This window comes from Culturomica massiliensis (assembly GCF_900091655.1).
Taxonomy (GTDB): Bacteria; Bacteroidota; Bacteroidia; order Bacteroidales; family Marinifilaceae; genus Culturomica; species Culturomica massiliensis.
Map to the genome: position 1 here is coordinate 3295167 of NZ_LT594621.1, position 17878 is coordinate 3313044.

At 41.7% G+C, this 17878-nt stretch carries 16 protein-coding genes; 8 read left to right on the top strand and 8 right to left on the bottom strand.

The window, feature by feature from the left end; genetic code table 11:
• Positions 1 to 25: 25 nt before the first annotated feature.
• The 5 genes from BN8908_RS14745 to pyrH form a co-directional block, all read right to left on the bottom strand.
• On the bottom strand, positions 26 to 1165 hold the full coding sequence (locus tag BN8908_RS14745; protein WP_021987764.1) for a 1-acyl-sn-glycerol-3-phosphate acyltransferase: 1140 nt from the start codon (positions 1163 to 1165) through the stop codon (positions 26 to 28).
• A 57-nt stretch (positions 1166 to 1222) separates the two neighbouring features.
• Positions 1223 to 2425, bottom strand: coding sequence for a pyridoxal phosphate-dependent aminotransferase (locus BN8908_RS14750; protein WP_021987765.1), 1203 nt, complete (start codon positions 2423 to 2425; stop codon positions 1223 to 1225).
• 150 nt (positions 2426 to 2575) lie between these two features.
• Positions 2576 to 3277: a Crp/Fnr family transcriptional regulator gene (locus tag BN8908_RS14755; RefSeq protein WP_021987766.1), complete on the bottom strand. Its 702-nt coding sequence runs from the start codon at positions 3275 to 3277 to the stop codon at positions 2576 to 2578.
• Positions 3278 to 3301: 24 nt separating this feature from the next.
• Entirely contained in the window at positions 3302 to 5176 is a 1875-nt protein-coding gene (dxs, locus tag BN8908_RS14760) for a 1-deoxy-D-xylulose-5-phosphate synthase (protein ID WP_068691418.1), read from the bottom strand.
• A 52-nt stretch (positions 5177 to 5228) separates the two neighbouring features.
• Positions 5229 to 5939: a UMP kinase gene (gene pyrH, locus BN8908_RS14765; RefSeq protein ID WP_021987768.1), complete on the bottom strand. Its 711-nt coding sequence runs from the start codon at positions 5937 to 5939 to the stop codon at positions 5229 to 5231.
• Positions 5940 to 6075: 136 nt separating this feature from the next.
• Here pyrH and BN8908_RS14770 point away from each other — a divergent pair, with 136 nt between their 5' ends.
• From BN8908_RS14770 to BN8908_RS14795, 6 genes are all read left to right on the top strand, one after another.
• Positions 6076 to 6807, top strand: a complete 732-nt coding sequence (locus BN8908_RS14770; RefSeq protein ID WP_021987769.1) for a glycosyltransferase — start codon at positions 6076 to 6078, stop codon at positions 6805 to 6807.
• Between the two features lie 7 nt (positions 6808 to 6814).
• Positions 6815 to 7426 carry a lipid-A-disaccharide synthase N-terminal domain-containing protein gene (locus tag BN8908_RS14775; protein WP_021987770.1) on the top strand — a complete coding sequence of 204 codons (612 nt, stop codon included), beginning with the start codon at positions 6815 to 6817 and terminating at the stop codon, positions 7424 to 7426.
• 28 nt (positions 7427 to 7454) lie between these two features.
• A complete protein-coding gene (hemW, locus tag BN8908_RS14780; RefSeq protein ID WP_068692344.1) occupies positions 7455 to 8576 on the top strand; it encodes a radical SAM family heme chaperone HemW in 1122 nt (373 codons plus the stop codon).
• Positions 8577 to 8797: 221 nt separating this feature from the next.
• Positions 8798 to 10243, top strand: a complete 1446-nt coding sequence (asnS, locus tag BN8908_RS14785) for an asparagine--tRNA ligase (RefSeq protein WP_021987772.1) — start codon at positions 8798 to 8800, stop codon at positions 10241 to 10243.
• Between the two features lie 61 nt (positions 10244 to 10304).
• Positions 10305 to 11786 (top strand): RNA polymerase factor sigma-54, encoded by a 1482-nt coding sequence (gene rpoN / locus BN8908_RS14790; RefSeq protein WP_021987773.1) that lies wholly within the window; start codon positions 10305 to 10307, stop codon positions 11784 to 11786.
• 18 nt (positions 11787 to 11804) lie between these two features.
• A complete protein-coding gene (locus tag BN8908_RS14795; RefSeq protein ID WP_068691420.1) occupies positions 11805 to 12404 on the top strand; it encodes a hypothetical protein in 600 nt (199 codons plus the stop codon).
• Between the two features lie 37 nt (positions 12405 to 12441).
• Here BN8908_RS14795 and BN8908_RS14800 read toward each other — a convergent pair whose 3' ends face one another.
• Together BN8908_RS14800 and BN8908_RS14805 are read right to left on the bottom strand one after the other, a co-directional pair.
• A complete protein-coding gene (locus BN8908_RS14800) occupies positions 12442 to 12894 on the bottom strand; it encodes an SPOR domain-containing protein (protein ID WP_021987775.1) in 453 nt (150 codons plus the stop codon).
• 82 nt (positions 12895 to 12976) lie between these two features.
• Positions 12977 to 13381 (bottom strand): SPOR domain-containing protein, encoded by a 405-nt coding sequence (locus BN8908_RS14805; protein ID WP_021987776.1) that lies wholly within the window; start codon positions 13379 to 13381, stop codon positions 12977 to 12979.
• Positions 13382 to 13533: 152 nt separating this feature from the next.
• Between BN8908_RS14805 and BN8908_RS14810 the strand changes: the two genes are divergently transcribed.
• Together BN8908_RS14810 and BN8908_RS14815 are read left to right on the top strand one after the other, a co-directional pair.
• The gene (locus BN8908_RS14810) at positions 13534 to 14328 is read left to right on the top strand and encodes a peptidylprolyl isomerase (RefSeq protein WP_021987777.1); all 795 of its coding nucleotides are present in this window, start codon (positions 13534 to 13536) and stop codon (positions 14326 to 14328) included.
• A gap of 2 nt (positions 14329 to 14330) precedes the next feature.
• Positions 14331 to 15143 carry a peptidylprolyl isomerase gene (locus BN8908_RS14815; protein WP_021987778.1) on the top strand — a complete coding sequence of 271 codons (813 nt, stop codon included), beginning with the start codon at positions 14331 to 14333 and terminating at the stop codon, positions 15141 to 15143.
• 22 nt (positions 15144 to 15165) lie between these two features.
• Here BN8908_RS14815 and mutS read toward each other — a convergent pair whose 3' ends face one another.
• Positions 15166 to 17781, bottom strand: coding sequence for a DNA mismatch repair protein MutS (gene mutS / locus BN8908_RS14820; RefSeq protein WP_068691423.1), 2616 nt, complete (start codon positions 17779 to 17781; stop codon positions 15166 to 15168).
• Positions 17782 to 17878: the final 97 nt, after the last annotated feature.

Genomic DNA, 17878 nt, shown 5'->3' on the forward strand with positions numbered 1-17878 from the left:
TAATTTAAATTAACGCTCGTCGCCGTTATTCTCCGGTATTTTCCATGCAATTCCTGACCGGGGTGGCATATATTTCCAGAAAAATATTGTTGAGCAAAGAGCGGTTTCCTTCGATCCGATCGACTTTTTGAGTCATGATCCGGATGAAATTTTCTTTCTCTTTTTCGTTATAAAACCGGGTGTACTTATTTACCGAGTGAAGTAAATCGTAAGCGATGTAATTATTCGGCCACAGTTTGAAATTCTTATAGATTTTGGTATTTATCAATTGGGCCAGTGCGTTTAAGCGTTCACCGTTTGAAGGAAGACCGGCTATTGTTTCCAGTTCTGTCGTGATCGGTTTGTCAATACCAAAATTGATTCTGCCTTTATAAACCCCGAGTCCTGTCTGCATACTGCGCATATCTTCTTCCGGTGTTTTAACGTACTCACTCACCGTTTTGGTATACAATTCGTTCGTTTTCAAGTCGTCGCAAGGTTCCCATTCGTATGAGATGGAAACCGGAACGATTCTCAATTCTTTGAAATTTTCTACAAAATCCTTCGGGCCGCTCATTTTAAACATTTTCAGCAGGCTCGGCTGGGTTTTGTCGTCGCCGTTTTTGGTGCGTCCTTCCCGTTGGGCAATCCAGATGGAATTTTTCCCTTCCAGAATCGTACCCCGGATATATTTGGAACGCAGGGCAGAGCTGACTATCATTTCTCTGACCGGAATATCTCTTTCGATGATAAAGCAGGAATTCAGCTTGACAAGGTCTGTAACCCATTCATTTACCAATAGATTACTCCCGATGGCAGCTTGTGTGTATTTTAAGCCCTTATTCCGCAGAATCAGGTTTAAAATAGCTGAGTCGAGGATGATATCCCGGTGATTGGATATAAACAGGTAAGATGTATCGGGCTGGAGGTTTTCCAGCCCGGTAACTGTAACTCCGTCTGAAGTATTGTTAATAACGGCTTGAATAGCCGGTCCAAAAAATTTGCTTTGAAATTCTTCAGGAGTGTGTATACTCCGGAGAAATGCAATAATTGTTTCCGGCTTGATTTTTGTCAATCCACTGAATACTGCCAGAAATTCTTCAGAATTACTTAATCGTTCAGTAGCAGCTGTAATCTCATTACCTGTATAAGGTCTGATTGTATCAAATTCCAAATCCGTTATCATATTTTGTTATCTAAAAATGACAGCTTAATTTTGCTGCAAAGATAGAAAAATAATCCGTTATGCTTTTTTTGCGCCCGGATATTCTTTCAAAGCGACAGCCAGCGTTTCCATCGCTTTTTTCAGATCACTGATTTTTAAAACATAAGCGATTCTGACTTCATCTTTTCCTAAACCCGGAGTGTGATAAAATCCGTCAGCCGGCGCAAGCATAACCGTTTGCCCGTTATAGCTGAAGTCTTCCAACAGCCATTGAGCAAATTTTTCTGCATCGTCTACGGGCAGACGTACAATGGAATAGAATGCGCCTTTGGGAGTCGGGCAAATAACGCCCGGTATCTTATTCAATGCGTTTACCATGAAGTTTCGTCTTTCAATATACTCATTGTAAACGTTTGCGAAATATTCATCGGTTGTATCTAATGAAGCTTCTGCAGCAATTTGCCCCAGTGCGGGAGGACATAGACGTGCCATTCCGAATTTAAGGGCGATTGACAAAATTTCATGATTGCGGGTAATGATAGCCCCGACACGAATACCGCATTCGCTGTAACGCTTGGACATGGAATCGAAAAGAATCGTATTTTGTTCGATCCCTTTTAAGTTCATGACTGAAAAATGTTTTAATCCGTCGTAGCAATACCGGCGGTATACTTCGTCCGAATACAAATATAAATCATATTTTTTAACAATCTTCGCCAGTTCTTCCAGCTCTTCCTGGGTATATAAATAACCAGTTGGGTTGTTGGGGTTAATGATAACGATTCCTTTTGTTTTAGGCGTTATTTGTTTTTCTATTTCACTGATCGGAGGCAGAGCAAATCCGTTTTCTATGGTGGAAGTCACTGTTTTCACTTTTACCCCGCACATAATGGCAAAAGCCGTGTAGTTTGCGTAAAAGGGTTCCGGAATGATAATTTCGTCTCCGGGATTGAGGGTACTCATAAAAGCAAATAAAATGGCTTCCGATCCGCCGGTCGTGATCAGTATATCTTCTTCATGGATGTGGATCCCTAAATGCTGATAATAGCCGGCTAATTTTACTTTAAGCGAAGGATTGCCTCCGGAAGGCGTGTACTCGATAACGGATAATTTCATTTCTCTTACGGCTTGTAAGGCGATAGGAGGGGTTTCGATATCCGGTTGTCCGATATTCAAGTGATATACTTTGATTCCTTTGTTTTTAGCCTGATCGGCATAGGGGACCAACTTACGGATTGGTGAAGCGGGTATCACTTTACCCATTTCTGAAATTTGTGGCATTTTGTTAGGTTTATTATAGTTAGACGTTAAAAGTGGTGTCAAGATATAATAAAAATTCGTGAAATGAAGAAAAATGATAGAAATATTAAATATCCCTTTAAATACAATTGCGCAGTTAATATTATTTAAAATTATAAAATATTATTCGCACTACATGCCGGCCTTATTTTTCAGTTTAGGAATATCAAGAAGTTTTATTTTTCGTTTTTTGGCATCGACCAAACCTTCGTTTCTATATTCCGATAAAAGTCGTATGACGGTTTCGGTTGCCGTCCCGACAAAATTACCCAGGTCTTCCCGGGAAATATTTAATTTGAGGGTTCCGTCTTCTTCTATCCCGAAGTCGTTTGCCATCATGAGTAATATTTCTGCCAACCGTTCTTTGACGGATTTTTGGGCAATGTCTTTGATATAACGGTTGGATTCTCCGAGTTCTTTACAAGCGATTTGCATGAGTTCGTATGCAAAATCGGAATTGGTCTTGATGAGTTGTAAAAGTGTATTTTCTGGAATAAAATAAAGAATTGCGTCTGAAAGAACTTTAACGGAAGTACATGCTTTCTCTTTGAGGATGACTGAGCGGAAGCCGAAAAAATCACCTTCTTTTTCAAATTTGATGATTTGTTCTTTTCCTTCATATCCGGTTTGAAAAATTTTGATGATTCCGTTATAGACGAAATAACAGCCTTTCATCCGGGCTCCTTCCGAGTAAACGATACTTCCTTTTTTATAAAATTGCACAAACTCGTCGCTGAACAGTAAGTTCAACTCGTCTTGGGAAAGATTTCTAAATGTCCGGCTGAATTTTTCGCGGCACTCTTGTTGATCCGGTAATCTTATTTCATCTTTCATTGTGCGTGTTGTCTGTCGGATATTTTAATTTAACATCTTTTGAAGTCTGTCATAGATACTTTCTTCGTCATAACCGCATAGTTTACGAAGTTGTTGTTGACTGCCGTGTTCGATGAATTGGTCGGGTATACCCAATCTGCTTACTTGTGCATGGTAATGATGGTCCGCCATAAATTCGAGTACGGCACTTCCCAGACCGCCTGTAACGGTTCCGTCCTCAATAGTCATTACTTTTGTAAATTTCCGGAATATCGTATGTAACAATTCTTCATCCAATGGTTTCAGGAAACGGATATCGTATAAAGCAATGCTGTTTTCCGGACATTTGCCGATGGCTTTTTCTGCTGCAATTGCTGCGGTTCCGATGGTTATAACCGCTATTTGATTGCCTTCGATGAGGCAGCTTCCTTTACCTATTTCCACTTCTTCCAGGGGAGTCTGCCAGTGCTGCATGGAGCCGTTTCCTCTTGGATACCGGATAACAAAAGGACCTTTGTCCGGTAATTGGGCCGTATACATCATGTTGCGCAACTCCTGTTCGTTACGGGGTGCGGCTATCGTTATTCCGGGTACACAACGGAAATAAGCCAGGTCAAATGCGCCGTGGTGGGTAGCTCCGTCCGAGCCTACAAGTCCGCCACGGTCCAGACAGAGGACAACATTCAACCCCTGAAGAGCTACGTCATGAATAACTTGATCGTAAGCTCTTTGCATGAAAGAAGAGTAAATGTTACAATAGGGAATCAAGCCCTTCGCTGCCAATCCGGCTGAAAATGTCACGGCATGTTGTTCCGCTATACCGACATCAAAGCAACGGTCCGGCATTTCTTTCATCATGATATTCAGAGAGCAACCGGTAGGCATTGCAGGGGTGATTCCTACGATTTTTGGATTTTTACGGGCAAGTTCCAGTAAGGTATGTCCGAAAACATCCTGAAATTTAGGTGTCAAAGGCGGATTCTCATGTATCAGTTCTCCGGTCAGTTTGTTGTATTTTCCGGGAGCGTGCCAGGTTGTTTTGTCTGCTTCTGCCTGTTGAAAGCCCTTTCCTTTGACTGTGATACAATGTAAGAGTTTGGGGCCTTTTATTTTTTGGAGATCCCGTAATATTTTTACCAGATGGTTGACATCGTGTCCGTCTACCGGACCGAAATACCGGAGTCCCATGGCTTCAAACAGATTACTCTGTTTCAGCAGGATGGACTTTATACTGTTATCGATGTTTTGTATGAAACGACGCATTCCCGGACTGATCCGGTTGAATTTTCCCAGTATATGCCATACGTCGTTTTTGAGTTTATTGTAGGTTTTGGACGTGGCAACATCCAGCAGATAGTCGTTTAAGCCTCCGACATTCGGGTCGATGGCCATATTGTTGTCATTGAGGATAATCAATAGGTTGTTTTTGTGAACCCCTGCGTTATTCAATGCTTCGAAAGCCATTCCGCCTGTCATTGATCCGTCTCCGATCACAGCTACGGATTGGCGGCCTTCTTCTCCGTTGAGATCTGCCGCTATGGCCATTCCTAAAGCCGCGGAAATGGAAGTTGAAGAATGCCCTGTTCCAAAAGAATCGTATTCGCTTTCGGACATCTTGGGAAATCCGCTGATCCCTCCCAGTTGACGCTTGTTTTTGAATTGTTCTTTTCTGCCGGTAAGGATTTTATGGGCGTAAGACTGATGTCCGACATCCCAGATCAGATTGTCGTAGGGCGTATTCAAAACGTAGTGTAAAGCGACTGTTAGTTCTACGACCCCAAGGCTGGCTCCTAAATGTCCCGGATTTTCCGCACAATCGTCTATAATCTTCCGGCGGATTTCATTACATAATTGAATGAGAGCATCCTCCGGTACTTTTTTCAGGTCTTCGGGTGTGTTTATTTTATCCAGTATATCCATAACCTTCAGTAGGCATAACAATCGTAATCAAAAAGAAAAAAATCGGAAAGTCCTACCCTTCATATACTACAGTGCCTATTTCTTCCCCATCCATCAGTTTTTTCAGGTTGCCTTCGACATCCATATTGAAAACGACGATCGGAAGGTGATTTTCCTTACACATTGTCGTAGCCGTTAAATCCATAACTTTTAAACCTTTGTTGTATATTTCATCATAGGTGATCCGGTCAAATTTTACAGCTGTCGGATCTTTTTCCGGGTCTGCCGTATAAATACCGTCTACACGGGTCCCTTTCAACATGGCGTCGGCTTCGATTTCGATCGCCCGCAGACTGCTTCCGGTGTCTGTTGTAAAATAAGGATTTCCCGTACCGGCGCTGAACAGGGTGACATAACCCTGTTCGAGGTATTCCACTGCTTTACTTTTCGCATAAAACTCTCCGATGGGTTCCATACGAATGGCTGTCAACACCCGGTTTTTACAACCTTCGTTGTCCAACGCGGAGCTAAGTGCCAGCGCATTGATTACCGTAGCTAACATACCCATGCTGTCTCCTTTTACCCGGTCGAATCCTTTTTTTGAACCGCTTAATCCCCTGAAAATATTTCCACCTCCGATCACGATCCCGATTTGTACGCCCATATCAGCAATTTCTTTGATCTGGCGTGCATAACTTTCAACACATTTTACGTCAATTCCGTATTTTTGGTTGCCCATTAAAGATTCACCGCTTAGCTTTAATAAAATACGTTTATATTTCATATCTTTGTACTTTATTTTGTAAAATAACTTCTTTATTGCTCCTGATCTTCGCTAAAATTTAGTGAGTTGGATAAAAGCAGAGCAAAGCTAATTAATTTTGTGTTATTCTTTGACGAAATGAATGTAAATTTTAAATATGAATAAATCTGCAAATTATAAATTGACCATTATTGTACCGGTCTATAATGAGGAAGGAAATATAAGGCGTTTGGAAGCGGAGTTGACTCATTTTTTACAGATTTCCAAGATTCCGGCTTGTGTCCTTTTTGTAAACGACGGTTCAACCGATGGAAGTAAATCTTTGATGGAGCAGGTTTGTACAAAAAATAAGGATTTTTTCTTTTTGAATCTTGAAAAGAACGGAGGATTGAGTGCTGCGATGAAGGCTGGAATCGACAATACTTATTCCGATTATGTCGGTTATATCGATGCCGATTTGCAAACTTCTCCCGAGGATTTTAATCTTTTAATCGACCATCTCGGAGCGTATGAGATGGTGATGGGTATCCGGACCGGCAGGAAGGACAGTTTTGTAAAGAATATGTCTTCCAGAATTGCCAACGGTTTCCGGAGGGCGATGACTCATGACGGTGTCGAAGATACGGGATGCCCTTTGAAGATCCTGAAGACGGATTATGCCAAACGCATTCCTTTTTTTACCGGGATGCATCGTTTTTTACCTGCCCTTATCCAACTGCAACACGGGCGTGTTAAACAGGTACCGGTGAGACATTTCCCGCGTATTGCCGGAAAATCCAAATATCACCTTTGGAATCGTCTGGCCGGTCCGTTCAAAGATTGTTTCGCCTACCGTTGGATGAAAAAACGTTATATTAACTATATTGTCGCCGATTCCAATCTGAATTAGTCTTTTTATGATATATATCATCGGTTTTTTGGCACAACTCCTGTTTTCGGCGCGTTTGTTGCTGCAATGGATTATGTCTGAAAGGGCTAAAAAAGTCGTTTCTCCTTCTATTTTTTGGAAACTGAGCCTGATCGGAGCCTGGCTGTTATTTATTTACGGATGGCTGCGGGATGATTTTGCGATCATTCTCGGGCAGTTGATCTCTTATTATATCTATATCTGGAACCTGGATAAAAAAGAGAGCTGGCGGAAAGTACCTTTTGGAATCCGTTATATTATTTTACTTACTCCGGTTGCCGCTCTTTTTTATATGGTAAAAGATATTCCGGCTTTTGTCGATCAATTTTTCAGAAATGAAGATATCCCTTTGGGAGTATTGATTTTCGGCTCGATGGGACAGATTATTTTTACACTGCGTTTTGTTTATCAATGGCTGTATTCCCGGCGGAAAAATGAGTCGATGCTGCCGTTGGGATTCTGGCTGATCAGCCTGAGCGGTTCTTTAATCATTGTCGCCTATGCTCTTTACCGGCGTGATCCGGTGTTGATTTTGGGGCAATCTACCGGACTGATCGTGTATTGCCGGAATATATACATATTGAAAAAATCGAAAGGCTGATCTTTATTTTTTGATTTCCGGTTTTGTTATGAGTATTTATATACACGTCCCGTTTTGCAGGAGTAAATGTTTTTATTGTGGTTTTTACTCTGTGGCTTCGTTGAATTTCAAGGAAGCTTATCTAAGTGCATTGTGCCGGGAAATCGGCTTGAGGACAAATTATTTACCGCGAAAGGAGATACGTACGCTTTATTTCGGAGGAGGGACACCTTCTTATCTGGCATTGGCCGATTTGGAGAAAATCGTGGAAAAATTGTCGGGTCATTATTCTTTTCATCCGGAAGCAGAGCGGACGATTGAAATAAATCCGGAAGATGCCGGTCCCGACAAATTGAAAGGTTTGCGTCAACTCGGCTTTAACCGGTTGAGTATAGGTGTTCAGACTTTCCGGGAGGATGCTTTGAAACGGATAAATCGTACACATACGGCAAAAATGGCGGTTGAAAGTGTGGAAAATGCCCTGAAGGCCGGTTTCAGTAATGTAAGTATTGATCTGATTCTCGGCTTGCCGGGCTGTGGTCCGGAAGACCTGGAACGTGATCTGCGGAGAGCCGTTGAACTGCCGGTTACTCATCTGTCGGTTTATATGTTGAGTGTCGACCCGGGGTCCGTTTTTGAAAAGCAGTTGGCCAAAGGCGGATTTGCCGGAGCTTCTGACGATCTGTTAGCCGGATATTACCGGATGGCTGTCCAGATATTGAGGGACAATGGATTTGAACATTATGAAATATCCAATTTTGCCCGAAAGCAGAAATATGCCGTGCACAATATGAATTATTGGCAGCAAAAACCCTACATCGGTTTCGGGCCTGCGGCTCATTCTTACGATCTGACTTCTCGACAATGGAATATTGCTCATGTGAAATCTTATATAGAAAGTTTAAATAATAATTGTTTAAACTTTGAACGAGAGGAATTAAATAAAGTTGATTTGTATAATGAATATATTATGACCAGCTTGCGGACAATGTGGGGTGCGGACCTTTGTTTGCTGGAAAACGTGTATGGCATTTATTGGGCTTTGCAACAGGGGAAGGTAGAGGATTATATTCAAAAGGGACTTATGAGGAAAGAGCGGGGAAAATTGATGCTGACGGAAGACGGTTGGTTGTTGTCCGACTCTGTTTTTAGCGATTTATTTGTCGTTTAATGTTTAAATGGATTGTTTTTTTGTCGTTTTGGCTGTTTTTCTTTACTTTTGCAAGTTCATAAGTCCGTTGACTTATTTGATTTTTCGTAGATTCTTTGTGTACAGATACTTGAAGTGTTGAAATGCATAATTAATTTTGAACAATTACTTAATAAAATAGTTGGGTTTTAACAGAGACTGTCAGGACTAGTTGTGTTGTGATGGTTGTAACTTGAAATGAAATGGAAACAAAAAAAACGTCTGTAAAAGAATTGTTGCAGTCCGGAGAGTGCAACAAAGAAGTTGAGATTAAGGGATGGGTAAGAACTAAACGGGGTAATAAACAGGTGAATTTTATCGCGTTGAATGACGGTTCCACGATTAATAATATACAGATTGTTGTTGATATGAATCGTTTCCCGGAGGAACTTATGAAAAAAGTGACTACGGGAGCAGCTATATGTGTGAGAGGGTTGTTGGTGGAGAGTGCAGGGGCCGGACAAGCTCATGAGATTCAGGCTGAAGAGTTGACGGTTTTAGGGGAAGCCGATCCTGAAAAATTCCCGATACAACCGAAAAAACATTCTTTGGAATTTCTGCGCGAGGTTGCTCATTTGAGATTCCGCACGAATATTTTCGGAGCCGTTTTTCGTATTCGTCATGCCATGGCTTTTGCGATTCATCAGTATTTCAATGATCACGGTTTTTATTATTTGCATACGCCGTTGATTACGGCATCGGATTGTGAGGGTGCCGGAGAAATGTTTCGTGTAACTACGTTGGATTTGAAAAATCCGCCTTTAAGAGAAGATGGGGAAATCGATTTTAAGCAGGATTTTTTCGGTAAATCAACGAACCTGACTGTGAGCGGTCAATTGGAAGGCGAGTTGGGGGCTATGGCATTGGGCAAGATTTATACATTCGGTCCGACATTCCGGGCTGAAAATTCCAATACGACGCGTCATTTGTCTGAATTTTGGATGATTGAGCCGGAAATGGCTTTTTATGATTTGACAGACAATATGGATCTGGCTGAAGATTTCCTGAAATATCTGATCCGTTATGCGCTCGAGCATTGTATGGACGATTTGAAATTTTTGAGTGCCCGTCAGCAGGATGAAGAAAAGGATAAGAAAGCAGAAGAGCGTTCGATGGAATTGATTGAAAAACTGAATTTTGTTCTGACTCATGATTTTGAACGGGTTACCTATACGGATGCCATTGATATTCTGAAAAACAGTAAGCCGAATAAGAATGGTAAATTCCAATATCCGGTTGAGGGATGGGGTGTTGATTTACAGAGTGAGCATGAACGCTATCTGGTGGAGAAACATTTTAAGAAGCCGGTTATTTTGACCGGTTATCCCAAAGAGATAAAAGCATTCTATATGAAACAGAATCCGGATGGAAAGACGGTTGCTGCCATGGATGTTTTGTTCCCGGGAATCGGAGAGATTATCGGTGGTTCTCAACGGGAAGAAAATTACGATAAATTGGTTGCCCGTATGCAGGAAGTGGACATCCCGGTTGACAGTATGTCTTACTATCTGGATACCCGCCGTTTCGGATCGGCCGTACACAGTGGCTTCGGATTGGGCTTTGAGCGTCTTTTACTGTTTGTGACAGGAATGGGAAATATCCGGGATGTGATACCTTTTCCGCGTACTCCGAAAAACGCTGAATTTTAATGTAAATTGAGAGAAGATAAAAGAGAAACCTCTTTTATCTTCTGTTTATATTTTAAATACTATGGCATTAAAGCAGAATTTACAACAAAAGCTGGGGTTGAAGATAAATCCGCTTCAGATTCAGTTGATAAAACTGCTGGAACTGCCTACCTTTCAGTTGGAACAACGTATTAAAGAGGAATTGGAGTCGAATCCTTTGCTGGAAGAAGGGGGAGAAGAGCCGGAACTGGAATATGCCGAGACCGAGAATGAATTTGAAAGTCAGGAGGAGGGCCAGGAGGATAATGACGATGATTTTACTTTGGAAGATTACTTGTCGGACGATGACGATACCCCGGATTATAAGCTGAATGTTTCGAACGCATCGAAAGACGAAGATGCCAAAGACTTCATATTTTCCCAGGGAACAACTTTTCGGGAAAGCCTTATCGATCAGCTAGGGGTACGGAGCCTGTCTGAATTGCAGCGGAAAGTCGCCGAATATATTATCGGTAATATCGACGATGACGGTTATTTGCGACGTGATGTCGAGAATATTGTGGATGATCTGGCTTTTGGTGCCGGAATTGAAGTTTCGGAAAAAGAAGTCGGGAATTTGCTGAAAATAATCCAGGAGTTTGAACCTGTTGGAGTGGGAGCCCGGGATTTGCAGGAGTGCCTGCTGTTGCAAATCCGTCATAAGTTGCAGGAAAATCCGGAAAATAGAGTTATACAGAATGCGGAGAAAATTTTGGAGGAATGTTTTGAAGAATTTTCCCGCAAACATTATGAGAAAATACAACGCCGGTTGCGTCTTCCGGAAACGGAATTGAAAGAAGCGATAGAAGAAATTCTCAAATTAAATCCGAAACCCGGGGGAACTAACGGAGCCGATTCTTCTTTCGAGCGGAATGCAGATAAGGTCATTCCTGATTTTACACTGGATTTAGTGGATGGAGAGTTGCAGCTGAGCTTGAATACCGGCCATTTGCCCGAATTGCGGATCAATCGTTCTTATTTGGATATATTGGATGACTATCAAAAAGGGCAAAGTTCTAAAGATAAGAAAGATGTTGTCAATTTTGTAAAGTATAAATTGAACTCTGCAAAATCGTTTATCGATGCTGTGGAACAGCGGAATAATACTTTGATGTTGACAATGACGGCAATTATTCAGTTTCAGCGGCCTTTTTTTCTTACCGGAGATGAAAGTTTATTGAAGCCGATGATCCTGCGGGATATAGCTGATGTGACAGGCCTGGATGTCTCTACGATATCGCGGGTTTCCAATTCGAAGTATGTACAAACGTGGTTCGGTATATATGCCCTGAAAGATTTTTTTACCGGGAGTATGCAGATGGAGAGCGGAGAAGAAGTAAGTACCGGAGAACTGAAAAATGTGTTGAAAAGTATTATTGACCAGGAGGATAAAAGGAAACCTTTGACAGATGACGAATTGGTCGATATGATGAACGAAAGAGGCTATCAGATAGCCCGGCGCACAATAGCTAAATACAGGCAGATGCTCGATATCCCGGTAGCCCGTTTAAGACGTGAAATATAAATTAATAGTGACCCGTTTATGAAAATAATAGCACAAGGTATCTCTTATCTTTTTCATCCTTTGTTGATTCCTCTTTACGGGTTGTTTCTGATTTTTAATTCGAATTCTGTATTTTCTTTGATACCGGAGAAAGTTCGTCTTTATTGCTACGGTATGACGTTTATTACTTTATTCCTTGTGCCTTTATTAAGTATGCTGGTGTTTAAGAAATTTAAATTAATCACTAGTTTTGATTTGGAATTGAAGCAGGAACGTATTTATCCGGTGCTGGTTACGATTTTTTCGGCTTTTCTGGGGTTCTATCTGATCGGAATGGTGCCTTATACGAATATCGTGCAGCAGTTGTATCTGGTGTTGATTATTATGCTTTCGGCTTTTTCAATTATTACTATGCGCTGGAAGATCAGTATGCATATGACGGCTGCCGGAGCCGTTTGCGGGTTTGTCTCTGTATTGGGATTGAAGTATTTGGGGGATGTACGACCGTTATTGATGCTGACCTTATTTGTTTCAGGTGCATTGGCTACTTGCCGGCTATATTTGAAAAAACATAATCCGGCACAAATTTATGCCGGATTTTTCTTCGGATTGGTATTTGTGGTTTGTATCCTCTATTAAACTTTAAATATCCTTGCGGTATCTGTCTATTGTATCGTTATTGGCCGGAGTTGCCGGGATATAGAATCCAGATGTCCTGACGATCGGTAATTTCCCGGTATTTGTCCCTTTGTATCTGGGCTTCTTCCAATGTACTGAAACTTTCGATACTTACCCGTAATCTGCCTTTTGCTTCAATAATTTCTGCGGGGTATCCTTTGTCTTTCAGCCCGTTTGTCAGTTTTTCTGCTTTGGGACGGTCGGCTAAAGGATAGCTTGCCACGATAATATAATATTGTGATTTACGATCGGCTAACCGCTGATTTTTGGGGGCAATATTTTGATTGGCCCGGGCATTTTCTTCCGGAATATTATTTTTAAGCGTGCTTGTGTTCTGCCCTTCTGTATTTCGCATCACCGTGACATTCGTCAATTGTTTCGGATCCATTTTTTTCGTCTGGCATCCGGCCAATAAACACACACACACAAGTATTGTAAATGTTTTGTACATCTATTTGATGGTTAATAAATTACACCCAAAATTTTTATCGGGAAACGGATTTGTCATCTGTTTACAAAGCTATTGTATCGGCTTAATTATTCAGTTTATACATCCATGTTTTTTCTTTCCCTTTTTCCTGCCTCAGTTCTTTTAATGCTTCCAGGGCTTCTTTTCTGGTGGCATAACCGTTGTAAGATACCAGATAAAGATTTTCGAAATAAGGAATAAGCTTTGAATCAAACCCTTCTTTTTGGAGTTTATCGCACAATTTATCGGCTAATTCTTTATATTCGAAACATCCTGCAATTAAAAAATAATGTTGCACTTCATTTTTTACCGGCTTTACTGTTTCGATCTTTTCAACTACCGGTGCCGGTTTTATTGTATCTTCTACCATAGGAGCCGGAGCTGGTTCCGGTGCCGGTTGCTTTTTTTCTTTACAAGAGAGAACCGAACAGATCAGGCATACTGTAATAAAAGCGAGGATTGTTTTCATTGGTCGTAATTTTGGCAATATGTGTTAATTATCTTCCTTGTACGCATAAAAGTACTATACGTCACAAATTTAGTAAAAAAATTACTTATTATTTGTCGGGATAAGTTAATTTTGTTCCCGTAAGAGCGGATTTATTAAAAATACCTATGGAAATGAGAAAATATGGTGTATTCTTTTTGTGTTGTTTGTTTTTCGCAGGATGTGAAAAAAAGGATCCGAATGTCGTTTCGGTAGAAACGAATTTGGGAACGATAAAAGTACGTTTGTACGATGAGACCCCGGTTCACCGGGATAATTTTTTAAAGTTAGTCAAAGAGAGGTATTACGAGGGAATTCTTTTCCATCGGGTGATTCCGGATTTTGTCATTCAGGCCGGTGATCCCGATTCCAGAAATGCCCGTCCGGGAATGATCTTGGGTGCCAATGGCATAAATTACCAGTTGGAGGCGGAAATCGTACCCCGGTATTTTCATCGGAGGGGAGTTTTAGCTGCTGCCCGGGAAGGAGATAACGTAAATCCCGAAAGAAAATCCAGTGGTTCTCACTTTTATATTGTTCAGGGAAAAGTATTTCAACCCGCTGAATTGGACTCTTTGGTGGATCGCATTAATAATAAGAGGCATCAGGCTCTTTTCGAGCGTTTGCAGCAATACCGGGCTCCGGAGATACGGGCCTATGAGTTGGAAAAAGATTATCAGACCCTTGAAAAGATAAATAAGGAATTGTCGGAGGAAACCCGCAAATTATTCGAAAAAGAAAAGTTGGTATTGACGGAAGAACAGCGGAAGGCCTATACCACTGTCGGAGGCATTCCTCATTTGGATGGAGCTTATACGGTATTTGGAGAAGTCATCGAAGGTATGGATGTCGTGGATAAAATTACGGCTTTAAAGACGGACGGCAATAATCGTCCCTTGAAAGATGTTGTTATTTTAAAAATGGAATAGTAATGAAGAAGTTTCTGTTTGTATCAATGGTATTTTTGTTGGTGGTTTTTTCGGCTTTCGGAGCAAAATACAAATGTGTGGTGTTTAAGACAAACCTGGGAGATATAAAATTGAGGTTGTATGCCGATACGCCGAAACATGCCGGGAATTTTTTGAAATTGGCGAAGGAAGGTCATTACGATAGCCTGCTTTTCCATCGGGTGATTCCGGAGTTTATGATACAGGGAGGATCCTCCGATTCCAAAAATGCGGCTCCGGGAAAAATGTTGGGTCAAGGGAAGATCGGGTATACGATTGAACCGGAAATTCTTCAGACCCATTTTCATAAAAAGGGAGCTTTATGTGCTGCCCGGTTGGGAGATGAGGTGAATCCCGGAAAATTATCTTCAGGTGAGCAGTTTTATATTGTTGTCGGAAAAGTATATACCGAAGAGGAGTTAACGCGGATGGAGGCAGAGAAACTCCGGAAAGAGAAAAATAAATTGGGCCATAAGTTGTTTCAGCCGAAAATGGAAGAGTACCGGAATTATTTGCAGACCGATCAACGGGAAAAAGCGGATAGTCTGATTCAATCTATAAACCAGAAAATAGAAGAAGAATTTGAAAACTACCAGGGTAATAAAATTTCACCCGATGCCCGTAGTATTTACGAAACGATCGGCGGTACTCCGTTTCTGGATGGGGAGTATACGGTTTTCGGAGAAGTCATCGAAGGTATGGATATCGTCGAGAAGATTGCTGCACAAAAGACAGATGCCCGCGATCGTCCGTTAGAAGATATCTTGATTTTGGAAACGAAAATTACGCGTAAATAGTAAGAACGGGGATATAATCTGATTATATCCCCGTGATTTTCTTTATTTCGTTCAGCTTGTTCAAGGCTTCCAATGGGGTCAGGCCGTTGATATCCAAGCCTGCGATTTCGTCCCTTATTTGCATGAGAACGGGATCTTCCAGCTGGAAGAAGCTAAGTTGCATTCCTTCCCTTTCAGAGGCCAGTGTTTCGACATTCTTTTGTATCTGATTGTTTTTATCCCGGTCGTTTTCCAATTGTTTGAGTATTTCGGTGGCTCTTTTGATTACCGATTGAGGCAAACCTGCCATGCGGCCTACCTGTATACCGAAGGAGTGGTTTGAGCCTCCTTTTACGAGTTTCCGGAGGAAGACCACTTTGTTGTTGACTTCTTTTACCGAGACATTGTAATTCTTGATTTTTTTGAACGAATGCTCCATTTCGTTCAGTTCATGATAATGTGTTGCAAACAGTGTTTTTGCTTTGTATTTCGGATTTTCGTGGAGGTACTCAACAATAGCCCAGGCAATGGATATTCCGTCGTAAGTGGACGTCCCTCTTCCCAATTCATCAAACAACACCAGACTTCGTTCCGAAATATTGTTTAATATATTGGCTGCTTCATTCATTTCGACCATAAATGTCGATTCTCCTTGTGATATATTATCAGAGGCTCCTACCCGGGTAAATACTTTATCTACATAACCGATCCGGGCGGATGCAGCCGGGACGAAACAACCGGCTTGTGCCATGATGACAATTAAGGCTGTTTGGCGCAGTAAAGCCGATTTTCCGGCCATATTGGGGCCTGTTATGATGATGATCTGTTGCTTCGCCGTGTCCAGGTACACATTATTAGCAATATATTCCTCTCCCGGAGGTAATTGTTTTTCGATTACCGGGTGACGGCCTTCCCGGATATCGATGATGTCTGTATCGTCGATTTCCGGACGATTGTAATGATTCGTAATTGATACTTCTGCGAAAGAAATCAAAGCATCGATTGAAGCGATGATTTTGGCATCGTTTTGAATGGTTCGTATATACGAAGAAGCTTCACATATCAGGTTGTTGTAAATACTTGTTTCAATTTCCAGTATGCGGTCCTCTGCACCTAAGATTTTATCTTCGTATTCTTTGAGTTCCGGTGTGATGTAACGTTCAGCATTGACCAGAGTCTGCTTGCGGATCCAGCTATCGGGGGCCTTGTCCTTATGTGTTTTTGTAACTTCAATGTAGTATCCGAAGACATTATTGAAACCGATTTTCAGGGACGGAATACCCGTTGCTTCGATTTCCCTTTGCTGCATTTGTAATAAAAGTTCTTTGCCGTGGCCCGAGATATTTCGTAATTCGTCAAGTTCCGTATTTACGCCTGCGGCAATTACTCCGCCTTTATTTATTTGGTTCGGAGCGTTTTCTTTGATTTTACGTCCTATTTTTTCATAGAGTTCCCGGCATTCTTCCAGCCCTTCCGTCAATTTTTTCAGGATCGCCGATTCTGTTTTCAGGCATTGTTCTTTCAGTAAAGGAATGCAGGAAAGAGCTGTTTTCAATTGTATCATTTCCCGGGGGGTGATACGTCCGACGGCAATTTTTGAAGCCAGTCTTTCCAGGTCTCCGATGCTGCGTAACAAAACCTCCGTTTCCAGACGTTCGTTTTCGTGCCGGATATAGGTTTCAACGATGTTCAGTCTTTCCTTTATTTTTTCCGGGGATTTCAAAGGCATGCAGACCCAACGGCGCAATGTCCTGCTTCCCATGGGCGTAATGGTTTGATCGATGATATCAGCCAATGACCTGCCTTCTTCATAAGGGGATTGTAATAATTCGAGATTCCGCAACGTGAATTTGTCCAGAAGGACACAATTGGATTCATCGATCCGGGAGACAGAAGTGATATGGGAAATCATATCGTGCTTGGTCATCTCCAGGTAATTCAGTATGGCTCCTGCGGAAGAAATCCCACAGTTCATGTTTTCGATACCGAATCCTTTTAACGAGTTGACTTCGAAATGTTTTTTCAGTTTATCCCGGGCGGCGTCGCGGTCGAAAAACCATTCTTCAATCGGATAGATGTAAAATTTACCGCCGAACAGTTCGTGAAAGCGGGCTTCCTGTCCTTTGGGATATACGACCTCTTTCGGCTGAAAACTGTTGAGTAATTTGTCGATAGTGCCGTGTGGACCCTCTGTCGTCAGAAATTCTCCTGTAGAAAGATCCAGTAATGATAGTCCTGCCTCTGTTTTATTGAAATAGACGGAGGCCAGAAAAATATTACTTTTGGTATCGGTAGCGTATTCGCTGTAAGAAACGCCGGGCGTTACCAATTCGATGACGCCCCGTTTTACCAGTTTTTTAGTTAATTTGGGATCTTCCAGTTGTTCGCATATGGCAACCCGCTGTCCGGCACGGACCAGTTTCGGTAAATAAGTATCGAGGGCGTGATGAGGAAATCCTGCTAACCTGACATCCCCGGGAGAACCATGGGAGCGTTTTGTTAAAGTAATACCTAGAATCCGGGAAGTTGTCACGGCATCTTCTCCGAATGTTTCGTAAAAGTCTCCCATCCGGTAAAGCATCAAAGCATCCGGATATTTGGCTTTCATCTCATAGTATTGCTTCATCAACGGTGTTTCTTCACCTTCATTTTTTGGCATATATCTTGTATCAAAAGGTTGGCGGTAATAGGGATTTAATCACACTCATTTATTAAGGCAAATATAAATAATTTTGTCGGAGAAAAGTTTAAAAGCT